This window comes from Stutzerimonas stutzeri RCH2, assembly GCF_000327065.1.
GTDB classification, from domain to species: domain Bacteria; phylum Pseudomonadota; class Gammaproteobacteria; order Pseudomonadales; family Pseudomonadaceae; genus Stutzerimonas; species Stutzerimonas stutzeri_AE.
This window is the reverse complement of record NC_019936.1, coordinates 3,285,149-3,310,571: the sequence shown is the minus strand read 5'-3', so window position 1 is coordinate 3,310,571 and position 25,423 is coordinate 3,285,149. Positions and strand designations below refer to the sequence as shown.

At 62.0% G+C, this 25,423-nt stretch carries 27 protein-coding genes; 14 read left to right on the top strand and 13 right to left on the bottom strand.

Annotated features, from left to right (window positions below; translation table 11 throughout):
• The first annotated feature begins 169 nt into the window (after positions 1-169).
• The 10 genes from ffh to thrC all read left to right on the top strand — a co-directional run bounded on the left by ffh (position 170) and on the right by thrC (position 9,115).
• Complete coding sequence (gene ffh, locus PSEST_RS15250) at positions 170-1,546, top strand: signal recognition particle protein (protein WP_003282952.1); 1,377 nt, start codon at positions 170-172, stop codon at positions 1,544-1,546.
• 199 nt (positions 1,547-1,745) lie between these two features.
• Positions 1,746-1,997 carry a 30S ribosomal protein S16 gene (rpsP, locus tag PSEST_RS15245; RefSeq protein ID WP_015277865.1) on the top strand — a complete coding sequence of 84 codons (252 nt, stop codon included), beginning with the start codon at positions 1,746-1,748 and terminating at the stop codon, positions 1,995-1,997.
• 5 nt (positions 1,998-2,002) lie between these two features.
• Positions 2,003-2,539: a ribosome maturation factor RimM gene (rimM, locus tag PSEST_RS15240; RefSeq protein ID WP_015277864.1), complete on the top strand. Its 537-nt coding sequence runs from the start codon at positions 2,003-2,005 to the stop codon at positions 2,537-2,539.
• A gap of 5 nt (positions 2,540-2,544) precedes the next feature.
• Positions 2,545-3,297: a tRNA (guanosine(37)-N1)-methyltransferase TrmD gene (trmD, locus tag PSEST_RS15235; RefSeq protein WP_015277863.1), complete on the top strand. Its 753-nt coding sequence runs from the start codon at positions 2,545-2,547 to the stop codon at positions 3,295-3,297.
• Positions 3,298-3,339: 42 nt separating this feature from the next.
• On the top strand, positions 3,340-3,690 hold the full coding sequence (gene rplS / locus PSEST_RS15230) for a 50S ribosomal protein L19 (protein ID WP_015277862.1): 351 nt from the start codon (positions 3,340-3,342) through the stop codon (positions 3,688-3,690).
• Between the two features lie 181 nt (positions 3,691-3,871).
• Positions 3,872-4,768, top strand: a complete 897-nt coding sequence (gene xerD, locus PSEST_RS15225; protein ID WP_015277861.1) for a site-specific tyrosine recombinase XerD — start codon at positions 3,872-3,874, stop codon at positions 4,766-4,768.
• A gap of 130 nt (positions 4,769-4,898) precedes the next feature.
• Entirely contained in the window at positions 4,899-5,624 is a 726-nt protein-coding gene (locus PSEST_RS15220) for a disulfide isomerase DsbC N-terminal domain-containing protein (protein WP_015277860.1), read from the top strand.
• Between the two features lie 101 nt (positions 5,625-5,725).
• Entirely contained in the window at positions 5,726-6,214 is a 489-nt protein-coding gene (locus PSEST_RS15215) for a GFA family protein (protein ID WP_015277859.1), read from the top strand.
• 112 nt (positions 6,215-6,326) lie between these two features.
• Positions 6,327-7,631 (top strand): homoserine dehydrogenase, encoded by a 1,305-nt coding sequence (locus PSEST_RS15210; RefSeq protein WP_015277858.1) that lies wholly within the window; start codon positions 6,327-6,329, stop codon positions 7,629-7,631.
• Between the two features lie 74 nt (positions 7,632-7,705).
• On the top strand, positions 7,706-9,115 hold the full coding sequence (gene thrC / locus PSEST_RS15205; RefSeq protein ID WP_015277857.1) for a threonine synthase: 1,410 nt from the start codon (positions 7,706-7,708) through the stop codon (positions 9,113-9,115).
• A gap of 109 nt (positions 9,116-9,224) precedes the next feature.
• On the opposite strand, the gene rnt is transcribed toward thrC, so the two are convergent.
• Both rnt and pyrC read right to left on the bottom strand, forming a co-directional pair.
• Positions 9,225-9,899 (bottom strand): ribonuclease T, encoded by a 675-nt coding sequence (gene rnt, locus PSEST_RS15200; protein WP_015277856.1) that lies wholly within the window; start codon positions 9,897-9,899, stop codon positions 9,225-9,227.
• The gene (gene pyrC, locus PSEST_RS15195; protein ID WP_015277855.1) at positions 9,896-10,939 is read right to left on the bottom strand and encodes a dihydroorotase; all 1,044 of its coding nucleotides are present in this window, start codon (positions 10,937-10,939) and stop codon (positions 9,896-9,898) included. The genes rnt and pyrC overlap by 4 nt, the downstream gene beginning before the upstream one ends.
• Positions 10,940-11,101: 162 nt before the next feature.
• Here pyrC and PSEST_RS15190 point away from each other — a divergent pair, with 162 nt between their 5' ends.
• The 3 genes from PSEST_RS15190 (at position 11,102) to gloA (ending at position 13,784) form a co-directional block, all read left to right on the top strand.
• Complete coding sequence (locus PSEST_RS15190; protein WP_015277854.1) at positions 11,102-12,019, top strand: flagellar protein MotY; 918 nt, start codon at positions 11,102-11,104, stop codon at positions 12,017-12,019.
• Between the two features lie 59 nt (positions 12,020-12,078).
• Positions 12,079-13,296: an argininosuccinate synthase gene (locus tag PSEST_RS15185; RefSeq protein ID WP_015277853.1), complete on the top strand. Its 1,218-nt coding sequence runs from the start codon at positions 12,079-12,081 to the stop codon at positions 13,294-13,296.
• Between the two features lie 95 nt (positions 13,297-13,391).
• The gene (gloA, locus tag PSEST_RS15180) at positions 13,392-13,784 is read left to right on the top strand and encodes a lactoylglutathione lyase (RefSeq protein WP_015277852.1); all 393 of its coding nucleotides are present in this window, start codon (positions 13,392-13,394) and stop codon (positions 13,782-13,784) included.
• A 52-nt stretch (positions 13,785-13,836) separates the two neighbouring features.
• Here the strand turns inward: gloA and PSEST_RS15175 are convergent, their stop codons facing one another.
• The 8 genes from PSEST_RS15175 to rsxA all read right to left on the bottom strand — a co-directional run bounded on the left by PSEST_RS15175 (position 13,837) and on the right by rsxA (position 21,223).
• Positions 13,837-14,016, bottom strand: coding sequence for a PA3496 family putative envelope integrity protein (locus tag PSEST_RS15175; protein ID WP_003282969.1), 180 nt, complete (start codon positions 14,014-14,016; stop codon positions 13,837-13,839).
• 108 nt (positions 14,017-14,124) lie between these two features.
• Positions 14,125-14,763: an endonuclease III gene (gene nth / locus PSEST_RS15170; protein WP_015277851.1), complete on the bottom strand. Its 639-nt coding sequence runs from the start codon at positions 14,761-14,763 to the stop codon at positions 14,125-14,127.
• A 10-nt stretch (positions 14,764-14,773) separates the two neighbouring features.
• The gene (locus PSEST_RS15165; RefSeq protein WP_015277850.1) at positions 14,774-15,487 is read right to left on the bottom strand and encodes an electron transport complex subunit E; all 714 of its coding nucleotides are present in this window, start codon (positions 15,485-15,487) and stop codon (positions 14,774-14,776) included.
• On the bottom strand, positions 15,484-16,257 hold the full coding sequence (rsxG, locus tag PSEST_RS15160) for an electron transport complex subunit RsxG (protein WP_041757040.1): 774 nt from the start codon (positions 16,255-16,257) through the stop codon (positions 15,484-15,486). The genes PSEST_RS15165 and rsxG overlap by 4 nt, the downstream gene beginning before the upstream one ends.
• Before the next feature lie 2 nt (positions 16,258-16,259).
• Entirely contained in the window at positions 16,260-17,288 is a 1,029-nt protein-coding gene (locus PSEST_RS15155) for an RnfABCDGE type electron transport complex subunit D (protein ID WP_015277848.1), read from the bottom strand.
• A gap of 103 nt (positions 17,289-17,391) precedes the next feature.
• The gene (gene rsxC, locus PSEST_RS15150) at positions 17,392-20,070 is read right to left on the bottom strand and encodes an electron transport complex subunit RsxC (protein WP_015277847.1); all 2,679 of its coding nucleotides are present in this window, start codon (positions 20,068-20,070) and stop codon (positions 17,392-17,394) included.
• Positions 20,067-20,642 carry an electron transport complex subunit RsxB gene (gene rsxB, locus PSEST_RS15145; protein WP_003282093.1) on the bottom strand — a complete coding sequence of 192 codons (576 nt, stop codon included), beginning with the start codon at positions 20,640-20,642 and terminating at the stop codon, positions 20,067-20,069. The genes rsxC and rsxB overlap by 4 nt, the downstream gene beginning before the upstream one ends.
• On the bottom strand, positions 20,639-21,223 hold the full coding sequence (rsxA, locus tag PSEST_RS15140; RefSeq protein ID WP_003282096.1) for an electron transport complex subunit RsxA: 585 nt from the start codon (positions 21,221-21,223) through the stop codon (positions 20,639-20,641). Before rsxA ends, rsxB begins: the two co-directional genes overlap by 4 nt.
• Positions 21,224-21,455: 232 nt before the next feature.
• Between rsxA and PSEST_RS15135 the strand changes: the two genes are divergently transcribed.
• Positions 21,456-21,872, top strand: a complete 417-nt coding sequence (locus PSEST_RS15135; RefSeq protein ID WP_015277846.1) for a hypothetical protein — start codon at positions 21,456-21,458, stop codon at positions 21,870-21,872.
• A 3-nt stretch (positions 21,873-21,875) separates the two neighbouring features.
• On the opposite strand, the gene PSEST_RS15130 is transcribed toward PSEST_RS15135, so the two are convergent.
• From PSEST_RS15130 to PSEST_RS15120, 3 genes are all read right to left on the bottom strand, one after another.
• Positions 21,876-22,979 (bottom strand): enoyl-CoA hydratase/isomerase family protein, encoded by a 1,104-nt coding sequence (locus PSEST_RS15130; protein ID WP_015277845.1) that lies wholly within the window; start codon positions 22,977-22,979, stop codon positions 21,876-21,878.
• Between the two features lie 48 nt (positions 22,980-23,027).
• Complete coding sequence (locus tag PSEST_RS15125; protein ID WP_015277844.1) at positions 23,028-23,846, bottom strand: enoyl-CoA hydratase; 819 nt, start codon at positions 23,844-23,846, stop codon at positions 23,028-23,030.
• A gap of 156 nt (positions 23,847-24,002) precedes the next feature.
• Positions 24,003-25,247: an ABC transporter substrate-binding protein gene (locus PSEST_RS15120; protein ID WP_015277843.1), complete on the bottom strand. Its 1,245-nt coding sequence runs from the start codon at positions 25,245-25,247 to the stop codon at positions 24,003-24,005.
• Positions 25,248-25,423: the final 176 nt, after the last annotated feature.

The following is a 25,423-nucleotide window of genomic DNA, read 5'->3' as shown; positions in this document are numbered from 1 at the left end:
TATCGTCGCGGCAGGGTTGTCTCTCGATTCTCTCTGTTGCCATCGTGCGGCGTTCGCAGAGCAGTGACCGGCGAACGTCTGGAACGAAAAGCAATGCGGGCGGGGTACCGGCGGGGCGCTTCCACCTTCTATAATCCCGCCCTTCAGCACATCCAGCGTGGAATGGCTCATGTTCGAAAACCTAACCGACCGCCTCTCACAAACGCTTCGCCATGTCACCGGCAAGGCCAAGCTGACCGAGGACAACATCAAGGACACCCTGCGCGAAGTGCGCATGGCGCTGCTCGAGGCCGACGTCGCGCTGCCGGTGGTCAAGGAGTTCGTCAATCGGGTAAAGGAGCGCGCCGTCGGCACCGAGGTGTCGAAGAGCCTGACGCCTGGGCAGGCGTTCGTGAAGATCGTCCGCGCCGAACTGGAAGAACTGATGGGGGCGGCCAACGAAGACCTGGCGCTTCAGGTCACGCCTCCGGCTGTCGTGCTCATGGCGGGTCTGCAGGGTGCGGGTAAGACCACCACCGTGGGCAAGCTGGCGCGCTTCCTCAAGGAGCGTAAGAAGAAGACCGTACTGGTCGTTTCGGCTGACGTGTATCGCCCGGCAGCCATCAAGCAGCTCGAAACGCTGGCGGCTGAGGTCGGTGTCACCTTCTTTCCGTCCGATATCAGCCAGAAGCCGGTAGATATCGCGCAGGCCGCAATTCGCGAAGCCAAGCTCAAGTTCATCGATGTGGTGTTGGTGGATACCGCCGGGCGTTTGGCGATCGATGCCGAAATGATGGCCGAGATCCAGGCCGTCCACGCAGCGATCAATCCGGCCGAGACGCTTTTCGTCGTCGACGCCATGACCGGTCAGGACGCGGCGAATACTGCTCGTGCGTTTGGCGAGGCGCTTCCCTTGACTGGTGTGGTGCTGACCAAAGTCGACGGTGATGCCCGTGGCGGTGCGGCACTGTCGGTACGGCATGTGACTGGCAAGCCGATCAAGTTCCTCGGCATGGGCGAGAAGAGCGATGCTCTGGAACCTTTCCATCCGGATCGTATTGCCTCGCGCATTCTAGGTATGGGCGATGTGCTCAGCCTCATCGAGCAGGCCGAGCAGACCCTCGATCGTGAAAAGGCCGAGAAGCTCACCAAGAAGCTCAAGAAGGGCAAGGGCTTCGATCTCGAAGACTTCCGCGATCAGCTGCAGCAAATGAAGAACATGGGCGGTCTTGGCGGGCTGATGGACAAGCTTCCCTCCATCGGTGGCGTCAATCTGTCGCAGATGGGCCACGCCCAGGGCGCAGCGGAAAAGCAGTTCAAGCAGATGGAAGCGATCATCAACTCGATGACTCCTGCAGAGCGCCGCAATCCCGATATCATCAGCGGCTCGCGCAAGCGCCGGATCGCTATGGGTTCGGGTACTCAAGTGCAGGATATTGGCCGGCTGATCAAGCAGCACAAACAGATGCAGAAGATGATGAAGAAGGTCACCGGCAAGGGTGGCATGGCCAAAATGATGCGCGGCATGGGCGGGATGCTTCCCGGCGGCGGCATGCCGAAGTTCTAGTGATTACAGCACTGCGGCAGGGCGCCGGCGCGGTCGTCTACCGCGCGGCGCTGGCAATAGCCCTGGGCAGTCCTGTCGCTTTGGTAAAAGAGTTTGCAAAATCCCCGGCATTCCTTAAAATGTGCGGCCTTTCGGGCCTAGGCCCATTTTAAGTAAGTGTGTGCCTTAAGTTAGCACCGACTACAGGAACGATGTTCACATGGTAACTATTCGTCTCGCCCGTGGCGGCTCCAAGAAGCGCCCTTTCTATCACCTGACCGTGACCAACAGCCGCAACCCGCGCGATGGTCGCTTCGTCGAGCGCATCGGTTTCTTCAACCCGATCGCCAATGGTGCGGAAGTGAAGCTTTCTGTAAATCAGGAGCGCGTCACCTACTGGCTGAGCCAGGGCGCACAGCCGTCTGAGCGTGTTGCTCAGCTGCTGAAGGAAGCTGCCAAGGCCGCTGCCTGAATCGCATGAACGCAACGTCTGCTCCGGTCGATGACTTGGTTGTCATCGGCAAGATCGTTTCGGTGCATGGCGTGCGCGGTGACGTGAAGGTCTACTCCTTTACCGATCCGATCGACAACCTGCTGGACTATCGACGCTGGACGCTGAGGCGAGGCGACGAAGTCAAGCAGGTCGAGTTGGTCAAGGGGCGCCTCCAGGGGAAGATTCTGGTGGCAACGCTAGAGGGCTTGGATGATCGCGAAGTCGCGCGTACCTACGCGGATTTCGAAATCTGCATCCCGCGCAGCGAACTGCCCGCCTTGGACGACGGTGAGTACTACTGGTATCAGCTCCAGGGCTTGAAGGTCATCAATCAGTCCGCGCAGCTGCTCGGTCAGGTCGATCATCTGCTCGAAACCGGAGCCAACGACGTTCTGGTGGTAAAGCCTTGTGCTGGAAGCCTGGATGATCGTGAGCGTCTGCTGCCTTACACCGATCAGTGCGTGTTGAAGATCGATCTGGAAGTGGGCGAGATGCAGGTCGATTGGGACGCGGATTTCTGAACGGCATGGCCGCTTTGCGCGTTGAGGTCATCAGCCTGTTCCCGGATATGTTCGCAGCGATATGTGACTACGGGATTACCAGCCGTGCAGTGAAGCAGGGGTTGTTGCAGTTGAACTGCTGGAACCCCCGAAGCTACACCGAAGACCGCCATCAGACAGTGGACGACCGCCCATTCGGCGGAGGTCCTGGAATGGTGATGAAGATCAAGCCGCTCGAGCTTGCCCTGGCTGACGCCAAGCAAGCCGCGGGCGAGACGGCGAAGGTGATCTACCTGTCGCCGCAGGGGCGCCAGCTGAAACAGGCTGACGTTCGCGAGCTGGCGAACGAGGATGCACTTATCCTTATCGCCGGTCGTTACGAAGGCATCGACGAGCGTTTCATTGAGGCGCACGTAGATGAGGAATGGTCGATCGGTGATTATGTGTTGTCCGGCGGCGAGCTGCCGGCAATGGTGCTGATCGATGCCGTGACCAGGCTGCTTCCGGGTGCCCTGGGTCATGCTGGTTCCGCCGAGGAGGACTCGTTTACCGACGGCCTGCTCGACTGTCCGCACTACACGCGACCTGAGGTGTATGCGGGTAAATGTGTTCCTGAAGTGCTGCTCAGCGGTAACCATGAACACATCCGACGCTGGCGCTTGCAGCAGTCCCTTGGAAGGACCTGGGAGCGACGCGCCGATCTTCTGGATAGCCGCTCGCTTTCTGGAGAAGAACAGAAGCTGCTGGCGGAATACATCCGCCAGCGGGACGATAGTTAACGTATCGATGGCAACCCGGTGGGTTGACCTTAGGAGCACAGCATGACCAACAAGATCATTCAGCAGCTCGAAGCCGAGCAGATGACCAAAGAAATCCCGCCGTTCGCGCCGGGTGACACCGTTATCGTTCAGGTGAAGGTAAAGGAAGGCGAGCGTCAGCGTCTGCAGGCCTTCGAAGGCGTCGTGATTGGCAAGCGTAACCGCGGCCTGAACAGCGCTTTCACCGTTCGCAAGATTTCCAACGGTGTTGGCGTCGAGCGTACCTTCCAGAGCTACAGCCCGATGGTCGACAGCATCAGCGTCAAGCGCCGCGGTGACGTGCGCAAGGCCAAGCTGTACTACCTCCGCGCGCTGTCCGGCAAGGCCGCCCGCATCAAGGAAAAGCTGGTCTAAGACCGCATTTCCGAAAGAAAAAAGCAGCCTACGGGCTGCTTTTTTCGTTTCTGGCTGCCGTTGTTTGGTCTGCAGCGGCAATCTAGATGGCGCCGTGTTGATCGGGTTCACCCCAGATTGCATGTGTGCTTGCCTGCTTCCAGTATGAAAGACTGCTCTTTTCCCTTTTCCCGAAGCTGTCATGCCTGCACTCGACGATTCCGTTATCGACCGCTACCTCGATGCCCTATGGCTGGAAAAAGGACTGGCCGATAATAGCCGTGAGGCCTATCGCAGTGACCTTGCGCTGTTCAATGGTTGGTTGAGCGAGCGGGGTGTCCGGCTTGCCGTCGCTGGTCGCGAGATCATTCTCGACCATCTCGCATGGCGCCTGAACAACGGATACAAGGCGCGCTCCACCGCACGGTTCCTCTCCGGTTTGCGCGGCTTCTATCGTTACCTGCTGCGCGAAGGCGAAATCGCTGTCGACCCGACCTTGCGTGTGGACCTGCCTCGGCTCGGTCGCCCCTTGCCCAAGGCGCTGTCCGAGGCCGATGTCGAGGCGCTGCTGGCTGCGCCGGATCTTGGCGACCCGATTGGGTTGCGTGATCGAGCCATGCTCGAGGTGCTCTACGCCTGTGGTTTGCGCGTGACAGAGCTGATCAGCCTGACGCTGGAGCAGGTCAGCATGCGGCAGGGTGTGTTACGCACCTTCGGGAAGGGCAACAAGGAACGGTTGGTGCCGCTGGGGGATGAAGCCTTGCACTGGCTGGAGCGTTATCAGCGCGAGGGGCGGGACGAGTTGCTTGGTGGAAAGGCCCGCGATGTGCTGTTCCCCAGCCTGCGTGGCGACCAGATGACGCGTCAGACCTTCTGGCATCGAATCAAGCTGCACGCCAAGGTTGCGGGTATCGCTACGTCGATATCGCCGCATACCTTGCGCCACGCCTTCGCCACGCATCTGCTCAACCACGGCGCGGATCTGCGCACCGTGCAGATGCTGCTTGGTCATAGTGATCTCTCGACCACTCAGATTTACACCCACATCGCCCGTGCGCGCCTGCAGGAGCTGCATGCGCAGCATCATCCGCGCGGGTAGTGGTCAGGCTGGTTTGGCCGCATCCTCGGTGGCGGTTGGTGGCGTCTGTTGGAGAAGCCGCTAGCAGTCTGAGCGGGATGGCTATGGTAGTCTTTGCGCCTTCCCTTGATCGTCGCTGCCAGGAGTTTCCATGGGCGTGATTCGTTTGTTCGCTGCCGCCGCCGTCGGTCTGGCCAGCACCGTTGCAATGGCCGCCGATCCGGATCAGGCAATTCGTCAGGCCCTGCAGAAAATCCAGCCGGACATGCCGATCGAGGCCGTCGCTGAAAGTCCGATGCCGGGCGTTTATCAGGTCCAGTTGGAGGGGGGGCGGCAGCTGTACGCCAGTGCCGATGGTCAATTCATCATCCAGGGCTATCTGTACCAGTTCCAGAATGGTCAGGCCGTCAACCTGACCGAGCAGGCGCAGAGCAAGTCGGTTGCCAAGCAGATCAATGCGATCCCTGCGAGTGAAATGGTGGTATTCGCACCCAAGGCGCCGAAGACGCATATCACGGTGTTCACCGATACCGACTGTGGTTATTGCCAGAAGCTGCACAGCGAAGTGCCGCAGCTCAACCGTCTCGGTGTGGAAGTGCGCTATGTAGCATTCCCGCGGCAGGGCATGGGTAGTCATGGGGCCAATACGCTGACCAGCGTATGGTGCGCCAAGGACCGCCAGGATGCGATGAACAAGGCCAAGGCTCGCGAGGACCTGCCGGCCGCCAGCTGTGAGACGCCGATTGCCAAGCAGTATCAGTTGGGTCAAATGATCGGTGTTCAGGGCACTCCGGCCATCGTTCTCGCCAACGGCCAAATGATTCCCGGCTATCAGCCGGCCGCGCAGCTCGCCGAGGTGGCGCTCGCTGCCGAGTGACCTCGCCGGAGCCATTGGTCCGATTGCCTTTATCTGATGGCTCTCGGCGGCGCAGGGCGACCTACCTTGTTCAATCCCGGGTTTGAACAAGGTGGGTCGCGATGAAGCTCGAAGGCTCCTGTCACTGTCAGGCTGTGCGGTTCAGTCTTGAATCCGCTCAGCCCTATCCTTTCATGCGTTGCTACTGCTCGATCTGCCGTAAGACGGCGGGCGGCGGTGGTTATGCCATCAACCTCGGTGGTGACTACCGCACCTTGCAGGTCGAAGGTCGCGAGCATGTCTCCGTTTACCAGGCGCGCTTGACCGACCCCGCAACGGGAGAAGTCCGCACCAGTGAAGGACGGCGACATTTTTGCGGACTCTGTGCCAGTGCGCTGTGGCTCTGGGATCCTACCTGGCCCGATCTTGTGCATCCGTTCGCATCGGCCATCGACACCGAACTGCCCGTGCCGCCTGAACATACGCACTTGATGCTCGACTCCAAGGCAAGCTGGGTGGAGCCTCAGGTGCAGGGACATGATCGCTGTTTTGCCGAATACCCGGACGAGTCGTTTGCGCAATGGCACCAGCGACTGGGGCTTGGCGGCTGATCGCGACAGGGCAGGGCTTCGGCTGATTGACTAAAAGCTGCTCGCTTCGTAATGTGCGACTCTTTTGTCGATCGGCAGGTCCGGTCGTTTCGCTGTGAATGGGGAGTTCAGCTTGAAACCGGTGAAAGTTGGCATCTGTGGGCTGGGAACCGTCGGTGGCGGTACCTTCAATGTGCTCAAACGCAACGCCGAGGAGATTGCCCGCCGTGCCGGGCGCGGAATCGAGGTTGCGCAGATTGCCACCCGTCATCCGAATGCCAAGTGCGACACCGGCGCTACGCCCATTACGGCAGACATCTTCGATGTCGTGAACAATCCCGAGATCGACATCGTTGTCGAGCTGATCGGTGGCTACACCCTCGCCAAGGAGCTGGTGCTCAAGGCCATCGAGAACGGCAAGCACGTCGTCACCGCCAACAAGGCGCTGATCGCGGTGCATGGCAACGAGATTTTCGCCAAGGCGCGCGAGAAAGGCGTCATCGTCGCGTTCGAAGCGTCGGTCGCGGGCGGTATTCCGGTCATCAAGGCGATTCGTGAGGGCCTGGCCGGCAACCGCATCAATTGGCTGGCTGGGATCATCAACGGCACCGGCAATTTCATTCTTACCGAGATGCGTGAAAAGGGCCGTACCTTCGAGGACGTGCTCAAGGAGGCGCAGGCGCTCGGTTATGCCGAAGCCGACCCTACCTTCGACGTCGAGGGTATCGATGCTGCGCACAAGCTGACCATTCTGGCCTCCATCGCCTTCGGCATTCCGTTGCAATTCGACAAGGCGTACACCGAGGGCATCGCACGGCTGACCACCACTGATGTGAATTATGCCGAGGCACTGGGTTACCGCATCAAGCACCTGGGCGTCGCTCGCCGCACCGATGCCGGCATCGAGTTGCGCGTGCACCCGACACTGATTCCGGCCGACCGGCTGATCGCCAACGTCAACGGCGTAATGAATGCCGTGATGGTAAATGGCGATGCCGTCGGCAGTACGCTCTACTACGGCGCGGGTGCTGGCATGGAGCCAACCGCCTCGGCAGTGGTGGCAGATCTCGTTGATGTAACCCGCGCGCTGACCACTGACCCGAACAATCGCGTGCCGCACCTGGCGTTCCAGCCGGACTCTCTGTCCGATCACCCGATTCTGCCGATCAGCGCCTGCGAAAGCGCCTATTACCTGCGCATTCAGGCCAAGGACCATCCGGGCGTGCTGGCCCAGGTTGCGAGCATCCTCTCCGAGCGCGGGATCAACATCGAGTCGATCATGCAGAAAGAGGCTGAGGAGCAGGACGGTCTGGTGCCGGTCATTCTCGTTACCCATCGAGTGGTCGAGCAGCGCATCGATGATGCGATCGCCGCCCTGGAAAAACTCGACGATGTGGCGGACAAGGTCGTGCGTATCCGCGTCGAACAGCTGAATTAACTCCGGTAGCGACGTCTGGCTGCAGGGCTTCTGCCTGCTGCCTGCCGCTGCTGCCAACACCGAAGGTTTGAACCATGCGTTACATCAGCACCCGTGGCCAGGCGCCGGCCCTGAATTTTGAAGATGTTCTGCTGGCGGGCCTGGCCAGCGATGGCGGCCTGTACGTGCCGGAGAATCTACCGCGCTTCACCGTGGAGGAGATTGCCTCCTGGGCCGGCTTGCCGTATCACGAACTGGCTTTCCGGGTCATGCGCCCGTTCGTTGCCGGCAGCATTCCGGATGCCGACTTCAAGCAAATCCTGGAAGAGACCTACGGCGTTTTCGCTCACAGCGCCATCGCCCCGCTGCGCCAGCTGAACGGCAACGAGTGGGTGCTCGAACTGTTCCACGGCCCCACCTTGGCATTCAAGGACTTCGCCCTGCAGCTGCTCGGTCGTCTGCTCGATTACGTGCTGGCCAAGCGCGGCGAGCGCGTGGTGATCATGGGGGCGACCTCTGGCGATACCGGTTCGGCCGCCATCGAGGGCTGCCGTCGTTGCGAGAACGTCGACATCTTCATCCTGCACCCGCACCAGCGGGTATCGGAAGTGCAGCGGCGGCAGATGACCACCATTGCCGGCGACAACATCCACAACATCGCCATCGAAGGCAACTTCGATGATTGCCAGGAAATGGTCAAGGCCAGCTTCGCCGACCAGGCGTTCCTCAAGGGCACCCGGCTGGTTGCGGTCAACTCGATCAACTGGGCGCGGATCATGGCCCAGATCGTTTACTACTTCCACGCTGCGCTGCAGCTCGGCGGCCCGGCTCGCTCGGTGGCCTTCTCGGTACCGACCGGCAATTTCGGCGATATCTTTGCCGGTTATCTTGCGCGCAACATGGGGCTGCCGATCAACCAGCTGATCGTTGCCACCAACCGCAACGATATCCTGCATCGCTTCATGTCCGGCAATCGCTACGACAAGGACACGCTGCATGCGTCACTGTCGCCGTCGATGGACATCATGGTGTCGTCCAATTTCGAACGGCTGCTGTTTGATCTGCATGGCCGCAATGGCAAGGCTGTAGCCGAATTGCTGGACGGCTTCCGCGCCAGCGGCAAACTGTCGGTGGAAGAGGATCGCTGGACCGAAGCACGCAAGCTGTTCGATTCGCTGGCCGTGGATGACGAGCAGACCTGTGCCACCATCGCTCAGGTCTTCAAGGAGACGGGCGAGGTGCTCGACCCGCACACCGCCATCGGCGTTCATGCTGCGCGCGAGTGCCGCCGTAGTCTGAGTATTCCGATGGTGACGCTGGGTACCGCACATCCGGTGAAGTTCCCGGACGCGGTGGAGAAGGCGGGCATCGGCCAAGCGCTTGCTCTGCCTGCCCACCTGGCGGACCTGTTCGAGCGCGGCGAGCGCTGCACCGTGCTGCCGAACGAGCTGAAAGCCGTCCAGGCCTTCGTTGGCCAGCACGGCAACCGTGGCAAGCCGCTCTAACGCCGCAGGTGAAAAAAAGGCCAGTCAACGACTGGCCTTTTTTGTTTCTGGCTTCGGTCACGGTAACGGGCGCTAAGAAGCGCGCCGCCCGCTCACAGTGCGTCTGATGTCACTCGTCGAACTCTTCCCAGCCGCCCATTTCCCGCCAGCGATTGACGATGCCGCAGAACAGCTCGGCGGTCTTCTCGGTGTCGTAGCGGGCAGAGTGCGCCTCGCGTCCGTCGAAGTCGATACCGGCGGCCTGGCAGGCTTTCGCCAACACGGTCTGGCCGTAGGCGAGGCCGGCGAGGGTGGCGGTGTCGAAGCTCGAGAAGGGATGGAACGGGTTGCGCTTGATCTCGCAGCGAGCGATGGCCGCGTTGAGGAAACCGAGGTCGAAGCTGCTGTTATGACCGACCAGAATTGCACGCTTGCAGCCGGCGGATTTCACTGCCTTACGTACACTGCGGAAGATATCGGTCAGAGCCTGTGACTCCGGTACCGCCATGCGCAGCGGGTGATCAAGCTTGATCCCGGTGAATTCCAGCGCCGCGGGTTCGATGTTGGCCCCCGCGAACGGTTCGACACGGTAGAAGAGGGTGTCCTGCGGGTAGAGCAGGCCCTGTTCGTCCATGCCGATGGTGACGGCAGCGATTTCCAGCAGAGCGTCCGTGGCGCTGTTGAAGCCGCCGCACTCCACGTCGATCACCACGGGCAGAAAGCCACGGAAACGCCGCGCCATGGGCGAGCGGGCTCTGCCGGGCAGATGCTCCTCGAGTTCGTCTTCGAAGTGATCTTCACTCATGCGCTTGCCTCCAGACGCCAATGCAGCCGTTCACCGGCGCGCAGCGGCACGACGACCTGTTCGCCAAATGGCAGGCTGGCCGGGACGTCCCAATCCTGGCGTACCAGGGTGATCCGCGTGGTATTGCGCGGCAGGCCATAGAAGTCCGGTCCGAAGTGGCTGGCGAACGCTTCCAGCTTGTCCAGCGCCTGGCGTTGCTCGAACGCCTCGGCATACAGTTCGATGGCCGCATGGGCGGTATAACAGCCTGCGCAACCACAGGCGGCTTCCTTGGCGTGTTGTGCATGCGGCGCGGAGTCGGTGCCGAGGAAGAACTTCGGGCTGCCGCTGGTAGCCGCATCCAGCAGGGCTTCCTGGTGGACGTTGCGCTTGAGCACCGGCAGGCAGAACAGGTGCGGGCGGATCCCGCCGACCAGCATGTGGTTGCGGTTGTAGAGCAGGTGGTGCGCGGTGATGGTGGCGCCGACATTGCTGCCGGCGGCCTGGACGAACTGCACGGCATCGCGGGTGGTGATGTGTTCGAACACTACCCTCAGGGTCGGAAAACGTGCGGTTACCCGGCTTAGCTGCTCGTCGATGAAGTACTTCTCACGATCGAAAATATCGATCTCGCCCCGGGTGACTTCGCCGTGGACCAGCAATGGCAGGCCGACTTCGGCCATGGTTTCCAGCACACCGAAGATATTGTCGATAGCGGTCACGCCGGATGCCGAGTTGGTGGTCGCTCCGGCCGGATAGAGCTTGGCAGCATGGACGAAGCCGCTGGCCTTGGCGCGGCGGATGTCGTCAGGACTGGTAGCGTCGGTGAGGTACAGCACCATCAGTGGCTCGAAATCACTGCCTGCAGGGCGGGCCGCAAGGATGCGCTGGCGATAGCCTTCCGCCTCGTCGGCGTTGCGTACCGGGGGCACCAGATTTGGCATGATGATGGCGCGGGCGAACTGGTGAGCAGCGTCCGCGACGGTGTGAGGCAGGACGGCGCCATCGCGCAGGTGAATGTGCCAGTCGTCGGGGCGCAGCAGGGTAAGTCGGTCGGACATGCGGGCTTTCCAGGCGGGTGAAACGTGCGCGAATGCTACCGGAAAAGCCGGGGCGCGGCATCTTGCCTTCGTCTGTGAAGCCGGTTGCCGCAGGCCGCCTGCTCAAGTTTGCCGGCCTGGCACCGATACCTAGGAGGAATACGCATCCTCTCGGAGCTCATCGTGCGCCTGCGCCCCCTCGTCCTGTTGTGCCTGCTCGCTTCACCGGCCAATGCCCTGACCTTTCAGACTCGGCTGGAGCGTGTGCAGTGGCAAGTGGAGGGGGATCAGTTCGAGTGCCGGCTGATTCAGCCGATTGCCGGTTTTGGCAGTGGCGAGTTCGTGCGGCGGGCCGGCGAGCAGGCGATTTTCCGTCTGCAATCGCCGGAACGCTGGCTGGGTGCCGGATCGGCGACGCTGCTCGCGGCGGCTGCGCCCTGGCAGCCTGCCCGTGGCGACATCAATCTCGGTGTGGTGTCGGTGGGCGGCGGCGAGATTCCGTTCAACAGCACTCAGTTACAGGCGGGACGGTTGCTGGCCGGTCTGCTCGAAGGGCGTAGTCCGGTCGTCAGGCATCGCACGCTGCACGGCGGCGATACGTTGGAAATTCGCCTGTTGCCAGCGCGTTTCGGCAAGGCCTACGAAGATTACCGCGCCTGTACGGCCAAGCTGCTGCCGGTCAACTTCGATCAGGTGCGCCAGTCGCAGATCGGCTTTCCCAGTAGCGATGTGGTGCTCGATCCGTTGGGTCGCGCCAAGCTCGATATCATCCTGCAGTTCATGCGTGCCGACCCCAGCGTGAACCGCATAGAGCTTGACGGTCACTCCGACAACAGCGGCAATCGCTTGCTCAATCGTGATCTGTCACGTCGTCGCGCGCTGGCGGTGCAGGAATACCTGGTCGCCAATGGCGTCCCGGTGGAGCAGATCACGCTGCGCTTTCACGGTGAACGCTATCCGCTGGTGGCCAACAGCAGCGAGGCGAACCGCGCCAAGAATCGCCGAGTGACCATGCGTCTGGCTCGAGAAGCTACCCCTCCGGCGCCAGCGACGGCCGCCGCTCCGTCGTCCGAAGCGCCTGCCAACGGCGCGCCCCTGTAAAAGCCAGGCCATGACCGGTAGAATCGCAGGCTTTCCGTACAACCCGTGGAGCTGATGGCATGGCGGACGTTAAGAAGGTAGTTCTGGCCTATTCCGGTGGCCTGGACACCTCGGTGATCCTCAAGTGGCTGCAAGACACCTATAACTGTGAAGTGGTGACCTTCACCGCCGACCTCGGCCAGGGCGAAGAAGTCGAGCCGGCGCGCACCAAGGCGCAGGCACTGGGCGTCAAGGAAATCTACATCGATGACCTGCGCGAAGAGTTCGTCCGCGATTTCGTCTTCCCGATGTTCCGCGCCAACACCGTGTATGAAGGCGAGTACCTGCTGGGTACCTCCATCGCCCGTCCGCTGATCGCCAAGCGCCTGATCGAGATCGCCAACGAAACCGGTGCCGATGCCATTTCCCACGGTGCCACCGGCAAGGGCAACGATCAGGTGCGTTTCGAACTGGGCGCGTACGCACTCAAGCCGGGCGTAAAGGTGATCGCTCCGTGGCGCGAGTGGGACCTGCTGTCGCGCGAGAAGCTGATGGATTATGCCGAGAAGCATGCCATCCCGATCGAGCGCCACGGCAAGAAGAAGTCGCCGTATTCCATGGACGCCAACCTGCTGCACATCTCCTACGAGGGCGGTGTGCTGGAAGACACCTGGACCGAGCACGAAGAAGATATGTGGAAATGGACTGTCTCTCCCGAGGCAGCTCCAGATGCGCCGACCTATATCGAGCTGACCTACCGCAAGGGCGACATCGTCGCCATCGACGGCAAGGACATGTCCCCCGCTCAGGTATTGGCCGAGTTGAACCGCATCGGCGGTGAGAACGGCATCGGCCGCCTGGACATCGTCGAGAACCGCTACGTCGGCATGAAGTCGCGCGGCTGCTACGAGACCCCCGGCGGCACCATCATGCTCAAGGCACACCGCGCTATCGAGTCGATCACTCTCGACCGCGAAGTGGCGCACCTGAAAGACGAGCTGATGCCCAAGTACGCCAGTCTGATCTACAACGGTTACTGGTGGAGCCCCGAGCGCAGCATGCTGCAGCAGATGATCGACGCCTCTCAGGTCAACGTGAATGGCGTGGTGCGTCTGAAGCTGTACAAGGGCAACGTCATCGTCGTCGGTCGCAAGTCGGACGACTCGCTGTTCGATGCCAACATCGCGACCTTCGAAGAAGACGGCGGCGCCTACAACCAGGCGGACGCTGGCGGCTTCATCAAGCTCAATGCGTTGCGCATGCGCATCGCTGCCGGCAAGGGCCGCACCCAGTTCTGATAAGCTGGCGCGCCTGAGCCAACCGACCCCGGCCATGTGCCGGGGTTGTACTTTCTGCACTGCCACAAGCGCTGCCGAACGAGGAGATCTGAATCATGAGACTGCTGCATACCATGCTGCGCGTCGGCGATATGGATAAGTCCATCGCCTTCTATACCGAAGTGCTGGGCATGACCCTGCTGCGCCGCAAGGACTATCCGGACGGTAAGTTCACCCTGGCCTTCGTCGGCTACGGCGACGAAGCGCACAACAGCGTCATCGAGCTGACCCACAACTGGGGCGTCGAGACCTACGAGTTGGGCAACGGCTATGGTCATATCGCCCTGGAGGTCGAGGACGTCTACAAGGCCTGCGAAGATATCCGGGCGCGCGGTGGCAAGATCACCCGTGAACCAGGGCCGATGATGCATGGCTCCAGCATCCTGGCGTTCGTCGAGGATCCGGACGGTTACAAGATTGAACTGCTTTCGCCCAAGCGCGCCGACTGATCGGCGGCATGAATAAGCGGATATGAAAAAAGCCCCTTTCGGGGCTTTTTCTTTATAGATCGAAGTCGAAGTCGTTCAACTGCTTCTGCAGGCGGCGTTCCTCGAGCAGGTTGTCGATGATACGGCGCTTGGTCAGATTGGTCTTGGCGACCTCGACGGGCGCTTCGCTGCTCTCGTCGTCATCTTCGGCGATGAAATCGTCTTCGATCTGAATGTCTTCTTTCTCGGCCACTTGTTCACTCCACGGCTACGGGGCGCTCTTGGCGCACCTTATAGCCGCAATTTCGAAGCCGGTAAAAAAGTTTTTTTCAATCGCGATACAAGCTTTTCGCTGGCCCGCTCAATCGTCGGAAGTCTTGTGCTTGTATTCACACAGGTCTTCGATCCGACAGCTGCCACATTGCGGCTTGCGCGCCTTGCAGACATAGCGCCCGTGCAGGATCAGCCAGTGGTGCGCGTCGAGAAGATATTCCTTGGGCACGAAGCGGATCAGCTTGCGCTCCACCTCAAGCACGTTCTTTCCGGGAGCGATGCCGGTGCGGTTGCTGACCCGGAAAATGTGGGTGTCCACCGCCATGGTGAACTGGCGGAATGCCGTGTTCAGTACCACGTTGGCGGTCTTGCGGCCCACCCCGGGAAGTGCTTCCAGATCCTCGCGATTGTCCGGCACCTGGCCGCCATGCTTCTCGATCAGGATGCGGCAGGTCTCGATGACGTTCTTCGCCTTGCTCGGATACAGGCCGATGGTGCGGATGTATTCGCACAGCCCGTCGTAGCCAAGTGCATAGATCGCTTCTGGAGTGTTGGCCACCGGATAGAGCTTGGCGGTGGCCTTGTTTACGCCGACATCGGTGGCCTGCGCCGAAAGAATCACCGCGATCAGCAGTTCGAAAGGCGTGTTGTATGCCAGTTCGGTCTTTGGCTCGGGGTTGTCTTCATGCAGGCGTCGGAAAATCTCCCGGCGTTTTTCGCTGTTCATCCGGTCAGGCTCACTCGATCACGCCGGTTACGCGCACGCGGCGACTGGCAGCCGGCGCCGCTGGCTGAGCGGCACGGGCACGCTCTGCGAGCTGTTGGTCGATCCGGTTCTTCAGGGCGATCAGCAGACCGAGGACGATGAAGGCGCCAGGCGGCAGGATGGCCAGCAGGAAGCCTTTGTAGTCGTTGAACAGGGTGATCTGCCAGTCATTGGCGATGGGGCCGAACAGCAGATGCATGTTGGCGAACAGCGCGCCGGTGCCGAACAGCTCGCGCAGGCCGCCGAGCACTACCAACACCAGGCAGAAGCCGATGCCCATGACCACGCCATCGAAGCCGGCGATCAGCGGGTTGTGTTTGGCCGCGAAGCCGTCGGCGCGGCCGAGGATCACGCAGTTGGTCGTGATCAGCGGGATGAAGATGCCGAGGATCTGATACAGCTCATAGGTGAAGGCCTGCATCAGCAGCTCGATGCAGGTGGTCAGCGCGGCGATGATCATCACAAATGCCGGCAGGCGCACCGCGGTGTTGACCACGCCGCGCACCAGCGAGACGCCGATATTCGAACAGGTCAGTACCAGCATGGTTGCCAGGCCGAGGCCGAGGGCGTTGACCGCCGAGTTGCTGACGCCGAGCAGCGGGCACAGGCCAAGCAGCTGCACCAGTGCCGGGTTGTTCTTCCACAGGCCGTTGACGGTCAGTTCGCGGTAGCTGGGTGTGCTCATGGCTGATCCCCTTGCGGCTCGGCGGCCGGCTCGGTGGTGCGCAGTTCATCGCGCGTGGCGGCACTGCCGGCCCGGGAATGCACGGTGGTTTCCTCAGGTTCGCTGCGGCTTTCCAGGGCATCGCCAGTGGCCTCGGTCGTCTCTCCTCCGGGCGTTAGCAGCTCGGCCTTGTGTGCATCGAAGTACTGCAGCGCGCGGTGCACCGCGCCGACCACGGCCCGCGGTGTGATGGTGGCGCCAGCGAACTGGTCGAACTCGCCGCGATCCTTCTTCACCGCCCAGCCCTCGGCCTGCGGGTTTTCCAGCGACTTGTCTTCGAAGCCCCGAATCCATTGGCTCTTGGCCAAGTCGATCTTGTCACCCAAGCCTGGCGTTTCCCGGTGGCCGATAACCCGGACACCGGCGACACGGCCGTCGGCGCGAATGCCGACCAGCAGATGGATGGCGCCGCTGTAGCCATCCGGGGCGATGGCCTGGAGGATCACGGCGGTCGGCCGGCCGTCCTTGATGGCGATATAGGCAGGCAGTGGGCTTCGGTTGCCCAGCAAGCGGTCCTGGAGCAGCACGCTGTTATCGAGCAGGTGATTGTCATAGCTGCCAGCCGGCAGAATTTCGCCTAGTGCGCGTACCTGTGCAGCACGTTCGGCGGCCTGGATATGTTCGGCAGTGCCTTGCTGGAGCAGTGTCACCGCGCCCACCGTGACGACTGCGAACAGGCCCAGCACCGCGGCGTTCTTCAACATCGAGCGACTGATTTCCGGAAGCATCATGATCATTCGCCCAGCTTGAAGCCGCGCTCGGCCTTACGGTGACCGTAGGTGCGCGGGCGGGTGTAGTAGTCGATGGTGGGGGCGGCGAGGTTCATCAGCAGTACGCCGAAGGCCACACCGTCCGGGTAGCCGCCCCAGGCGCGGATGACATACACCAGAATACCGACGCCGGCGCCGAAGATAAGGCGTCCGCGCGGGCTGGTGGCGCTGCTGACCGGATCGGTGACGATGAAGAAGGCGCCGAGCATGGTGGCACCGCTGAGCAGGTGGAACAGCGGCGATCCGTTGCTATCGGAGCCCGAGCCATTCCAGAACACCAGGCTCATCAATAGAAGGGCGCCAAGCATGCCGACCGGCGCGTGCCAGCTGAACAGCCGTTTGTGCAGCAGGAACAGGCCGCCAGCCAGGAATGCCAGGTTCACCACCTCCGAACCGATGCCGCCGAAGTGGCCGAAGGCCGGGTTGCTCCACAGTTCGCCGATGGTCAGGCTCTTGTTCACCTTCAGTACATCGAGCGCCGTGGCCTGGGTCCAGCCATCGGGCAGCGAGGCGATGCCGAGGATGTGCTGCAAGCCGGCACTCAGCCCGACGCTGTGCGGCACCGGCCAGGTGGTCATTTCCACCGGGAAGGAAATCAGCACCACCACGTAACCGATCATCGCCGGGTTGAAGGGGTTCTGGCCGAGCCCGCCATACAGTTGTTTGCCGAAAACCACGGCGCAGCCAGTGGCAATCAACGTCAGCCACCAGGGCGAATAGGGTGGCAAAGCCAGTGCCAACAACACGGCGGTCACCAGCACGCTACCGTCGCGCAAAAAGAAACCTACCGGACGCTGACGCAGCCGGAGAATCGCGGCTTCGAAACCCAGCGCAGCGGCGCAGGCCCAGGCCAGGTTGATCAGCGTGCCGGCGCCGTAGAGCCAAGTCAGGACAACCACGCCGGGCAGCGTGGCTGCAAGCACCAGCAGCATGACCCGCTGGGTACGGCTGGGGCCCTTGGCGTGGGGCGAGGTGATGCGGGGCAGGGCCATTGGCTCTCCGGGTCTAAAGCGTTGTCATTGGAAGGCTAAGCAACCTTCCGACGAATCAGATGCGTTAATGGCGCCAGCGCTGCGCCTGTTCCATGCGCAGCGCTCATGAGCCTTGGTAGTCCGCGAGTTGGCGCTCCGCTTCACTCAACCGTGTGCGGGCCGCTTCTACCGCGCCCGGCTCTGCATTCTCGTCACGCTCCAGCTTGCGCAGGTCGGCTCGGGCAAAGGCAAGTTCGGTCTTGAGTTCTCTCTGGCGATCATCGACGCCTGGCTTGCTGGTGCGTACCAGTTCCGGCGCAGGCTTTTGCGAGGCGTCTTCTGCGGCATGCAAAGCCTGCTCGGCTGCGGCCAGTGCGTCACGCAGGCGACTGAGTTCTGCCTCGTCTGCACCGGCTTTCTCTGCTTTCTTGAGTTCGGCGCGTTTCATCGCCAGCTCGATCTTGGCTTTCTTCAGCGCTTCGTCATCGGCCGGTTTGGCGGCGGGAGCGGGTGCAGCACTCTGCGCGGCGGCCAGGGCCTGCTCGGCTTCGTGCAGTTGCTGGCGCAGGCGGGCGAGTTCGGCCTGCTGGTCGTCGTCCGGTGACTCGAGCTTCTCCAGCTTGCGGATCTGCGCCTTGAGCATGGCCGCTTCGATCTTGGCCTTCTTCAGCGTCTCGTCAGCGGCCCGCTTGGCGGCGGGAGCGGGCGCAGCACTCTGCGCGGCGGCCAGAGCCTGTTCGGCTTCGTGCAGTTGCTGGCGCAGACGAGCGAGCTCGGCCTGCTGGTCGTCGTCCGGCGCCTCGACCTTCTCCAGCTTGCGGATCTGTGCCTTGAGCATGGCCGCTTCGATCTTGGCTTTCTTCAGCGCCTCGTCATCGGCCGGTTTGGCGGCCGGCGCGGGTGTTGCGTCTTGCGCGGCGGTCAGGGCCTGTTCGGCTTCGTGCAGTTGCTGGCGCAGGCGGGCGAGTTCGGCCTGCTGGTCGTCGTCCGGCGTCTCGACCTTCTCCAGCTTGCGGATCTGCGCCTTGAGCATGGCTGCTTCGATCTTGGCCTTTTTCAGCGCCTCTTCGTCCACCGGCGTGGTGGCTGGTGCCGACGCGGTACTGGCACTTTCCTGCATGGCGGCATCCAGCGCGTTTTGCGCCGCCTCGGCGGCTTTGCGCAGATCGGCGACCTGCGCCTGCAGTTCGGCTGTGTCGTGGGCGGCGAGCTGCTTTTCGGCCTTTTTCAAGGCAACCTGGGCCATGCTGGCTTCGATCTTCAGTTTCTTCTGCGCGTCGGAAAGGCCCGCTTTCTGGGCCTGGACCGGAGCCGCCGTCGTGATGGTGGCTGCTCCAGCTTCGCTTTGCGCAGCTTTGGCGCGGGCTGCACGTTCGGCGCGGGCCTTGCGCTCGGCTTCCTTCTGTTCTTCGGCTCGGCGCAGCCGTTCCTGGCGCAGTTCGAAGCGCTGCTTAGAGTGTTCGGCTTTCTGCTGCTTCTGTTCCAGTTCGCGAATTTCACCTTTGGCGGCGCGGTAGTACTGCACCAGCGGAATGCTGGACGGGCAGACGTAGGCGCAGGCACCGCACTCGATGCAGTCGAACAGATGATGGGCCTTGAGCTGTTCGTGCTCCTGGCCAAGGGCAAAGAAATGCAGTTGCTGCGGCAGCAGGCTGACTGGACAGGCTTCGGCGCATTCACCACAGCGGATGCACGGCAGCGCTGGCGGTGGCGGCGGCAATTCCTCAAGGGCACTGGCAAGCAGACAGTTGGTGGTCTTGACCACCGGCACCTCGAGAGATGGCAGGGTGAAGCCCATCATCGGGCCGCCCATGATCAGGCGATTGAGCCTGTTCTGCTCGAGACCAGCGAAGGCCAGTAGCTCATCCACGGCGGTGCCGATCAGCACCTCGACGTTCATCGGCCGCGCCAGCGCTTCGCCGGTTAGGGTGGTGATGCGCGAGATCAGCGGTTTGCCGAGCAGTACGGCGTCATGGATGGCGACACAGGTGCCGACGTTCTGGCAGAGCATGCCGATGTCCGCGGGCAGCCCGCCGCTGGGGACTTCTTCGCCAGTGAGAATCTGGATCAGTTGCTTTTCACCACCGGACGGATACTTGGTCGGGAATACCTTCAGAACGAACGGCCGCTCGCCGATGGCTGCGCGCACGGCGGCGATCGCTTCGGGCTTGTTGTCCTCGATACCGATCAGCACTTCCTGCGGTTGGATCAGGTGCGCAAGGATTTCGATACCAGCCACCAGTTGGGCGGCTTTCTCGCGCATCAGCAGATCATCGGCGGTGATGTAGGGTTCGCACTCGGTGCCGTTGATGATCAGCGTGCGGATCGTCTGCGTCGGTGGTGGACTGAGCTTCACCGCGGTGGGGAAGCCTGCGCCGCCGAGGCCGCTGATGCCGGCCTGGCGAATCAGCTCGAGCAGGGCAGGGCGCTCGAGTTCACGGTAATCCGGCTGCGGCTGCAGCTCGATCCATTTGTCTTCGCCATCGCTGTCGATGACGATCGCGTTGGCGAGCATGCCTGATACATGCGGGTAGGGCTGTGGGCCGATAAGGCTGACCACGCCGGACGTTGGGGCGTGCAGCGGGGCGCTGACGAAACCGCTGGCGACAGCGATCTGTTGACCCTTGAGCACTCGCTCGCCGAGCGTTACACAAGGCTCCGCCGGGGCACCGAGGTGCTGCGCCAGTGGCAGGATCAGGCGTTGAGGCAACGGTGCCGGCTGAATCGGCGTGCGGTTGGACAGGTCCTTGTGCTCCGGCGGATGGATGCCACCGTGGATGTCCCAGATTTTCAATGAGGTCATGCGGCCTGCTCCCGGTCAGTCGCGATCAGCTGGCCGGGCGCCAACGGCCGGTTCCACTTCCAGCTCTGCAGGTTGCTGCCGACTTCGATCATGTCGATACAGTCCACCGGGCAGGGCTCGACACACAGATCGCAGCCGGTGCATTCGGAAATGATCACGGTATGCATCTGTCGCGCGGCGCCGACAATGGCGTCCACCGGGCAAGCCTGGATGCACTTGGTGCAGCCGATGCATTCGGCTTCGCGGATGTAGGCGACCATCTGCGGCTTCTCGCCACCTTCGGCGTCCAGCGGCTCCGCCTCGACGTCGAGCAGGTCAGCCAGCGCCTGGATGGTCGCTTCGCCGCCTGGAGGGCATTTATTGATCTTGTCGCCGCCAGCGATGGCTTCGGCGTAGGGTTTGCAGCCCGGATAGCCGCACTGGCCGCATTGGGTCTGGGGCAACAAGGCGTTGATCTGCTCGGCGATCGGATCGCCTTCAACACGAAAGCGTACCGCGGCGAAGCCAAGAATGGCGCCGCCGAGCAGGCACAGGGCGAGCAGCGCGAGGACTGCAATGAGAACTGCGCTCATAGCTTGATCAGTCCGGTGAAGCCCATGAATGCCAGCGACATCAGGCCGGCCGTGACCATACCGATCGCGGCCCCTTGGAATGACTTGGGCACATCGGCGATGGCGATGCGCTCACGCATGGCGGCGAACAGCACCAGCACCAGCGAGAAACCCAGGCCCGCAGCGAAGCCGTTGACGGTGGCGGTGAGGAAGGTGAATTCGGCCTTGTTGGCATTCAGCAGCGCCACACCGAGCACGATGCAGTTGGTGGTGATCAGCGGCAGAAAGATGCCGAGTACGCGGTAGAGCAGCGGGCTGGTCTTGTTCACCACCATCTCGGTGAACTGAACGGTCACGGCGATCACCAGAATGAAACTGATGGTGCGCAGGAACTCCAGATCCAGTGGCTTGAGCACGTACTGCTGAACCAGATAGCTGCACATGGCCGCAAGCGTCAGCACGAAGGTGGTCGCCAGCGACAGGCCGATGGCCGTTTCGATCTTCTTCGAAACGCCCATGAACGGGCACAGACCGAGGAACTGCACCAGCACGAAATTGTTGACCAGGATGGCGCTAACCATGATCAGGGCGAGTTCGGTCATCTAGGATTTGTCCCGTTCCGTCGCGCTCTGCGAGAGCCGTGGGGCTAAAGGGCCGCTATTATCGGGAAGCCGCCGCGGCCATACAAGCTGCGGCAGTCCGTCGCGTCGATTGAGCGACGTCCGGACGAGGCTGAAGAGCGGCTGCGCGCGCCAATTGTCTGCTGTTTCAGCAGTCATTGCGAGGTTGTGGTCTGATGATTCGAAGCCTGTGAAACCATCGGAGGTGGTATCCATGAGCATTCGTTCGTTATTCGTCCTGCTCTGCCTCGGTCTGGCCACGAGCCTGCCGGCACAGGCGGACCGCCGGGATGGCGTCTGGGTTTTCCAGGCCGAAAGCCCTCGTTACTACAATCAGAGCTCGCGTCACTACGGCCAGGGCTACAACCGGGGCTATCGTCAGGACAGCCGTCCCCAGCAGTACGATCCGCGCAGCCCCTATTCCCACTATCCGCAATACCCACGGAATCTGCCGCCGCGCTATCAAAGCCAGCTACCGCCGCAGTATTACGATCGCCATCGGGGCTTCGAGCGTCGGGACTGGCGGCAGGAGCATCGCCACCAGCGTCCGCCGGTCATCAGGGATGGGCGCGACCATCGACTGCGGCCGCACTATGAGCGAGGCGGGCGGCACCAGCACTATCGGCGCTGAGTGCTATAGATCGACCAAAGGGTGCGCCCCCGCCCATGGCGCTTGGAAATGGGCGGCGATCACCGCTTGCGGGATGTTGAGCGCATCTGGCCAGTGCCAGTTCGGCTGGTTGTCCTTGTCGATCAGGCGGGCCCGTACGCCTTCGGCGAATTCGGGATGACGACAGCAGTTGAGGCTGAGTGCGTATTCCATCTGCAGCGCCTGCGTCAGCGATTGCTTGCGTCCGCGCGCCTGCTGGTTCCATATCAGGTGGGCGCTGAGCGGACAGGCCTTGCCCAGGGCGTGAGCAGCCTCGGCAAAAACGTCGTCCGGGTCGCTGTGCAGCGCGGCCAGTGCCTGCCAGGCGTGTGCCAACTCGGCTACATCCAGCAGTTCATCTATCCGGTCACGACGCTTGAGCAAACGCCCTTCAGGCAGCTTGTCAGACGCCTGTTTGCCCAAGGCGCGCAGCAAGCTGTGGAGCTGGCCGGCGGCGTACTCCTGCCAATTGATCTGCACCAGTCCTTCGATCAGGTCGGGTTGCTGTTCCTTCGTCAGGCAGCGGTCGGCAAGTCCGACATCCAGCGCGTCGCGGGCATTGAACCGAAAGCCGGTGAGACCGGCAAACAGGCCCAGTTTGCCGGGCAGGCGTGGCAGGAACCAACTCGCGCCGACATCGGTATGCAGGCCGATGGCAACTTCCGGCATCGCCAAACGGCTGTCCGGTGTGACGATACGGATCGCTGCGCCCTGCAGCAGTCCCATGCCGCCGCCCATGACATAGCCGTGGCCCCAGCACAGCAGTGGCTTGGGGTAATGGTGCATCAGGTGGACGAGGCGGTACTCGTCGGCAAAGAAGCGCTCGGCCAGTGCGGGCACGACTCCGGGCGCCGCTCGGCACGCCTCGGCCAGGCGGCGAACGTCACCACCTGCGCAGAATGCCTTTATGCCGTTTCCACGCAACAGCACGCAGACAACATCCGGGTCGGCGGCCCAGCGAGCGAATCGATCGAGCAACGCTTCAATCATCGGCAGGCTCAAGGCGTTGAGTTGCTGCGCCGCGTCCAGCGTGGCTATGGCAATCCGTGCGCCATGTAGTGCAGGGCGTTCTTCGAAAATGACGTTCATGGGCATCCTCATCGCCGGGAGCTTGCAGTCTAATGCCCGCTTAGGCAGTCATCGGTTGCGCCAGCGTGGGTCCCGTTTTTCCAGGAAGGCGTTGACGCCCTCAAGGGTGTCCTCAGCCTCGAACAGCTCGACGAAGGCCTCGCGCTCAGCTGCCCCGAAGGTATGCGGCAAGCGCTGCCGCGCGCCATCAATCAAGGGTTTGATGGCCCTGACCGCCACGGGACTTTGCCTCGCGATGCGGGCGGCCAGCAGTAGCGCGTGGCCTCGGGCCTGGCCGGGCTCGACCACCTGTTCTATGAGACCGATGCGCAGTGCCGTTTCGGCGGTTATGCGCTCGCCACAGAGAATCATGCGCTTGGCCCAGCCTTCGCCAACCAGCCAAGCCAGTGCCTGGGTGCCGCCCGCGCAGGGCAACAGCCCGACGGAGGCCTCAGGCAGGCCCATCTGCGCCTGCTGCTCGGCGATACGCAGATCGCACGCCAGCGCACATTCCAGTCCACCGCCCAAGGCAAAGCCGTTGATGGCGGCAATGGATACGCCGCGAAAATCCCGTAGCGCCTCGAACGCTTCGCCGAAGCGCCGGGCCATCTCGCGGGCACGATTGCGATCACCATCGGCAAACAGCTTCAGATCCGCGCCTGCGCTGAAGAATTTCTCGCCCTGGCCGCTGATGACCAGGGCATAGATATCGTCATCGTGGTTGAGATGCTCCACGACCTGCTTGAGGCCGATCAGCGACTCCCGATCCCAGGTGTTGGCGGGCGGATGATTGATGGTGATGAGGGCGGTGTGACCGTGTTTTTCCACGGTCAGTTTGTGTGTCAGGTCGAAGACACCGGACTGGTAGGGCTCTACAGCAGTGCTCATGGGCGAATCCTCGTGGCGTGTCAGGCTCGGCCGATGTGCGACACGATAGCGCCGCTGCTCTTCAGAGTCCCTCTGCGCTGCGAAGGTTTGCAGCGTTCCGATCCATCGGCAGTGCCGGGCGGTGCGCCTGATCTCCGCTCAGGCGCACCGCATCGGTCACTGTAGTCTAGTCGGCTGGCCGCCAGCGCGACGCTCTTCCTGCCACTCGGCCAGGGTAGGTGCGGCCTGTTCGCCGGACAGACGGTGGACGATTTCGAAATAGTCCTGCTTGAAGCGGTCCTTGAGCACTTCCTCGCGCGGTTTCACGCGAACTGCATAGACGGTCTGCACATTCTGGTGGTCGAACCCGCGCCACTGCTGCTGCCCCTTGAGCAGGCTATAGCTGTGGTTTTCCAGTGCGCTGATGACCTGTTCGCTGCCGATGCTCTTGGCGCGGGTGGCGGCATCCGCCCATTGGTAGACGATGCTGTAGGCCGATGCGGCGGAGCTGGAGGGGTGGGTCTGATATCTGTCGCCGAAGTTGCGCACGAACGCTTTACCGCGCTCGGAGCCTTCCAGCTCGGGAACGCGCCAGGTCCAGGGTTCTGTGCCAAGCACGCCGCGCATGATATCGGGACCTGCCAGCTCGACCATCGACAGCGTCAGGTTGGGAATTGCGATCTGCATCTTCTTGTTCAGGCCGAGTTCATCGGCGATGCGCATGGCGCGCACCATGTCTTCACCGAACAGGACCAGCACCAGTACCTCGGCACCACTGTTCGAGGCTTTCTCCAATGCCGCACGGTAGTCGGATAGACGTGCGCCGGGGAAGGCAGTCTTGACGCCTTGATGCCTGTTTTGGTCTACCGTGCCCGTGGCCTGGCGCAGCGAGCTTTCGCTGGTATGGCCCCAGGTGTAATCGGATGTGATGTAGAAATAGGTTTTACCGGGCATGTTCTCGTTGAGGTATTGCCCCAACACCCGGGCGCTCATCCAGGCGTTGTTGCATTCACGGAACATGTAGCGATGGCCGTCCTTGCCGGTGGTGTCGTTGGAATACGTCAGCGTGCCGAAGTAGAGCAGGCCGCGTTCCTTGGCCCGCTTGCTTGCGGCGATCGCTACGGCGCTGGAGACCCCGCCGAAGAGCATGGCTACGCCCTCGTCAGCCATCTTGTCGACGTTGGCGATGGCCTTGTCGGGACGTGAGGCGGTGTTGCGGCTGATCAGCTGCAGCGGTCGGCCCAGAACGCCACCAGCCTGGTTGATCTCGTCGATGGCCATCAGGGCGCCACGCATCTGCGCCAGACCTTCTTCCTTGTAGCTGCCAGTACGGGGATAGTTGAGGCCGAGCGTGATGGGGTCGGCAGCCTGAGCCGTAAGACAGAACCCCAGCCCTAGCGCCAAAAGGGTAATCCGGTTCATTGCATGTTCCTTGTTATCGCTTTTGTTATTGGTTTATTGGCAGTGGGCTTTTTTAACCTGCGGCCGGGGCTTGCGTCACTCTTTATGTGAGCGCTGGAAGCCATGTCCGCATCAGTACGTGAGCCAGGTGCGATTATGACTAAAGGAGGGGGGTTGATATTGCGGTAGCGCAACGG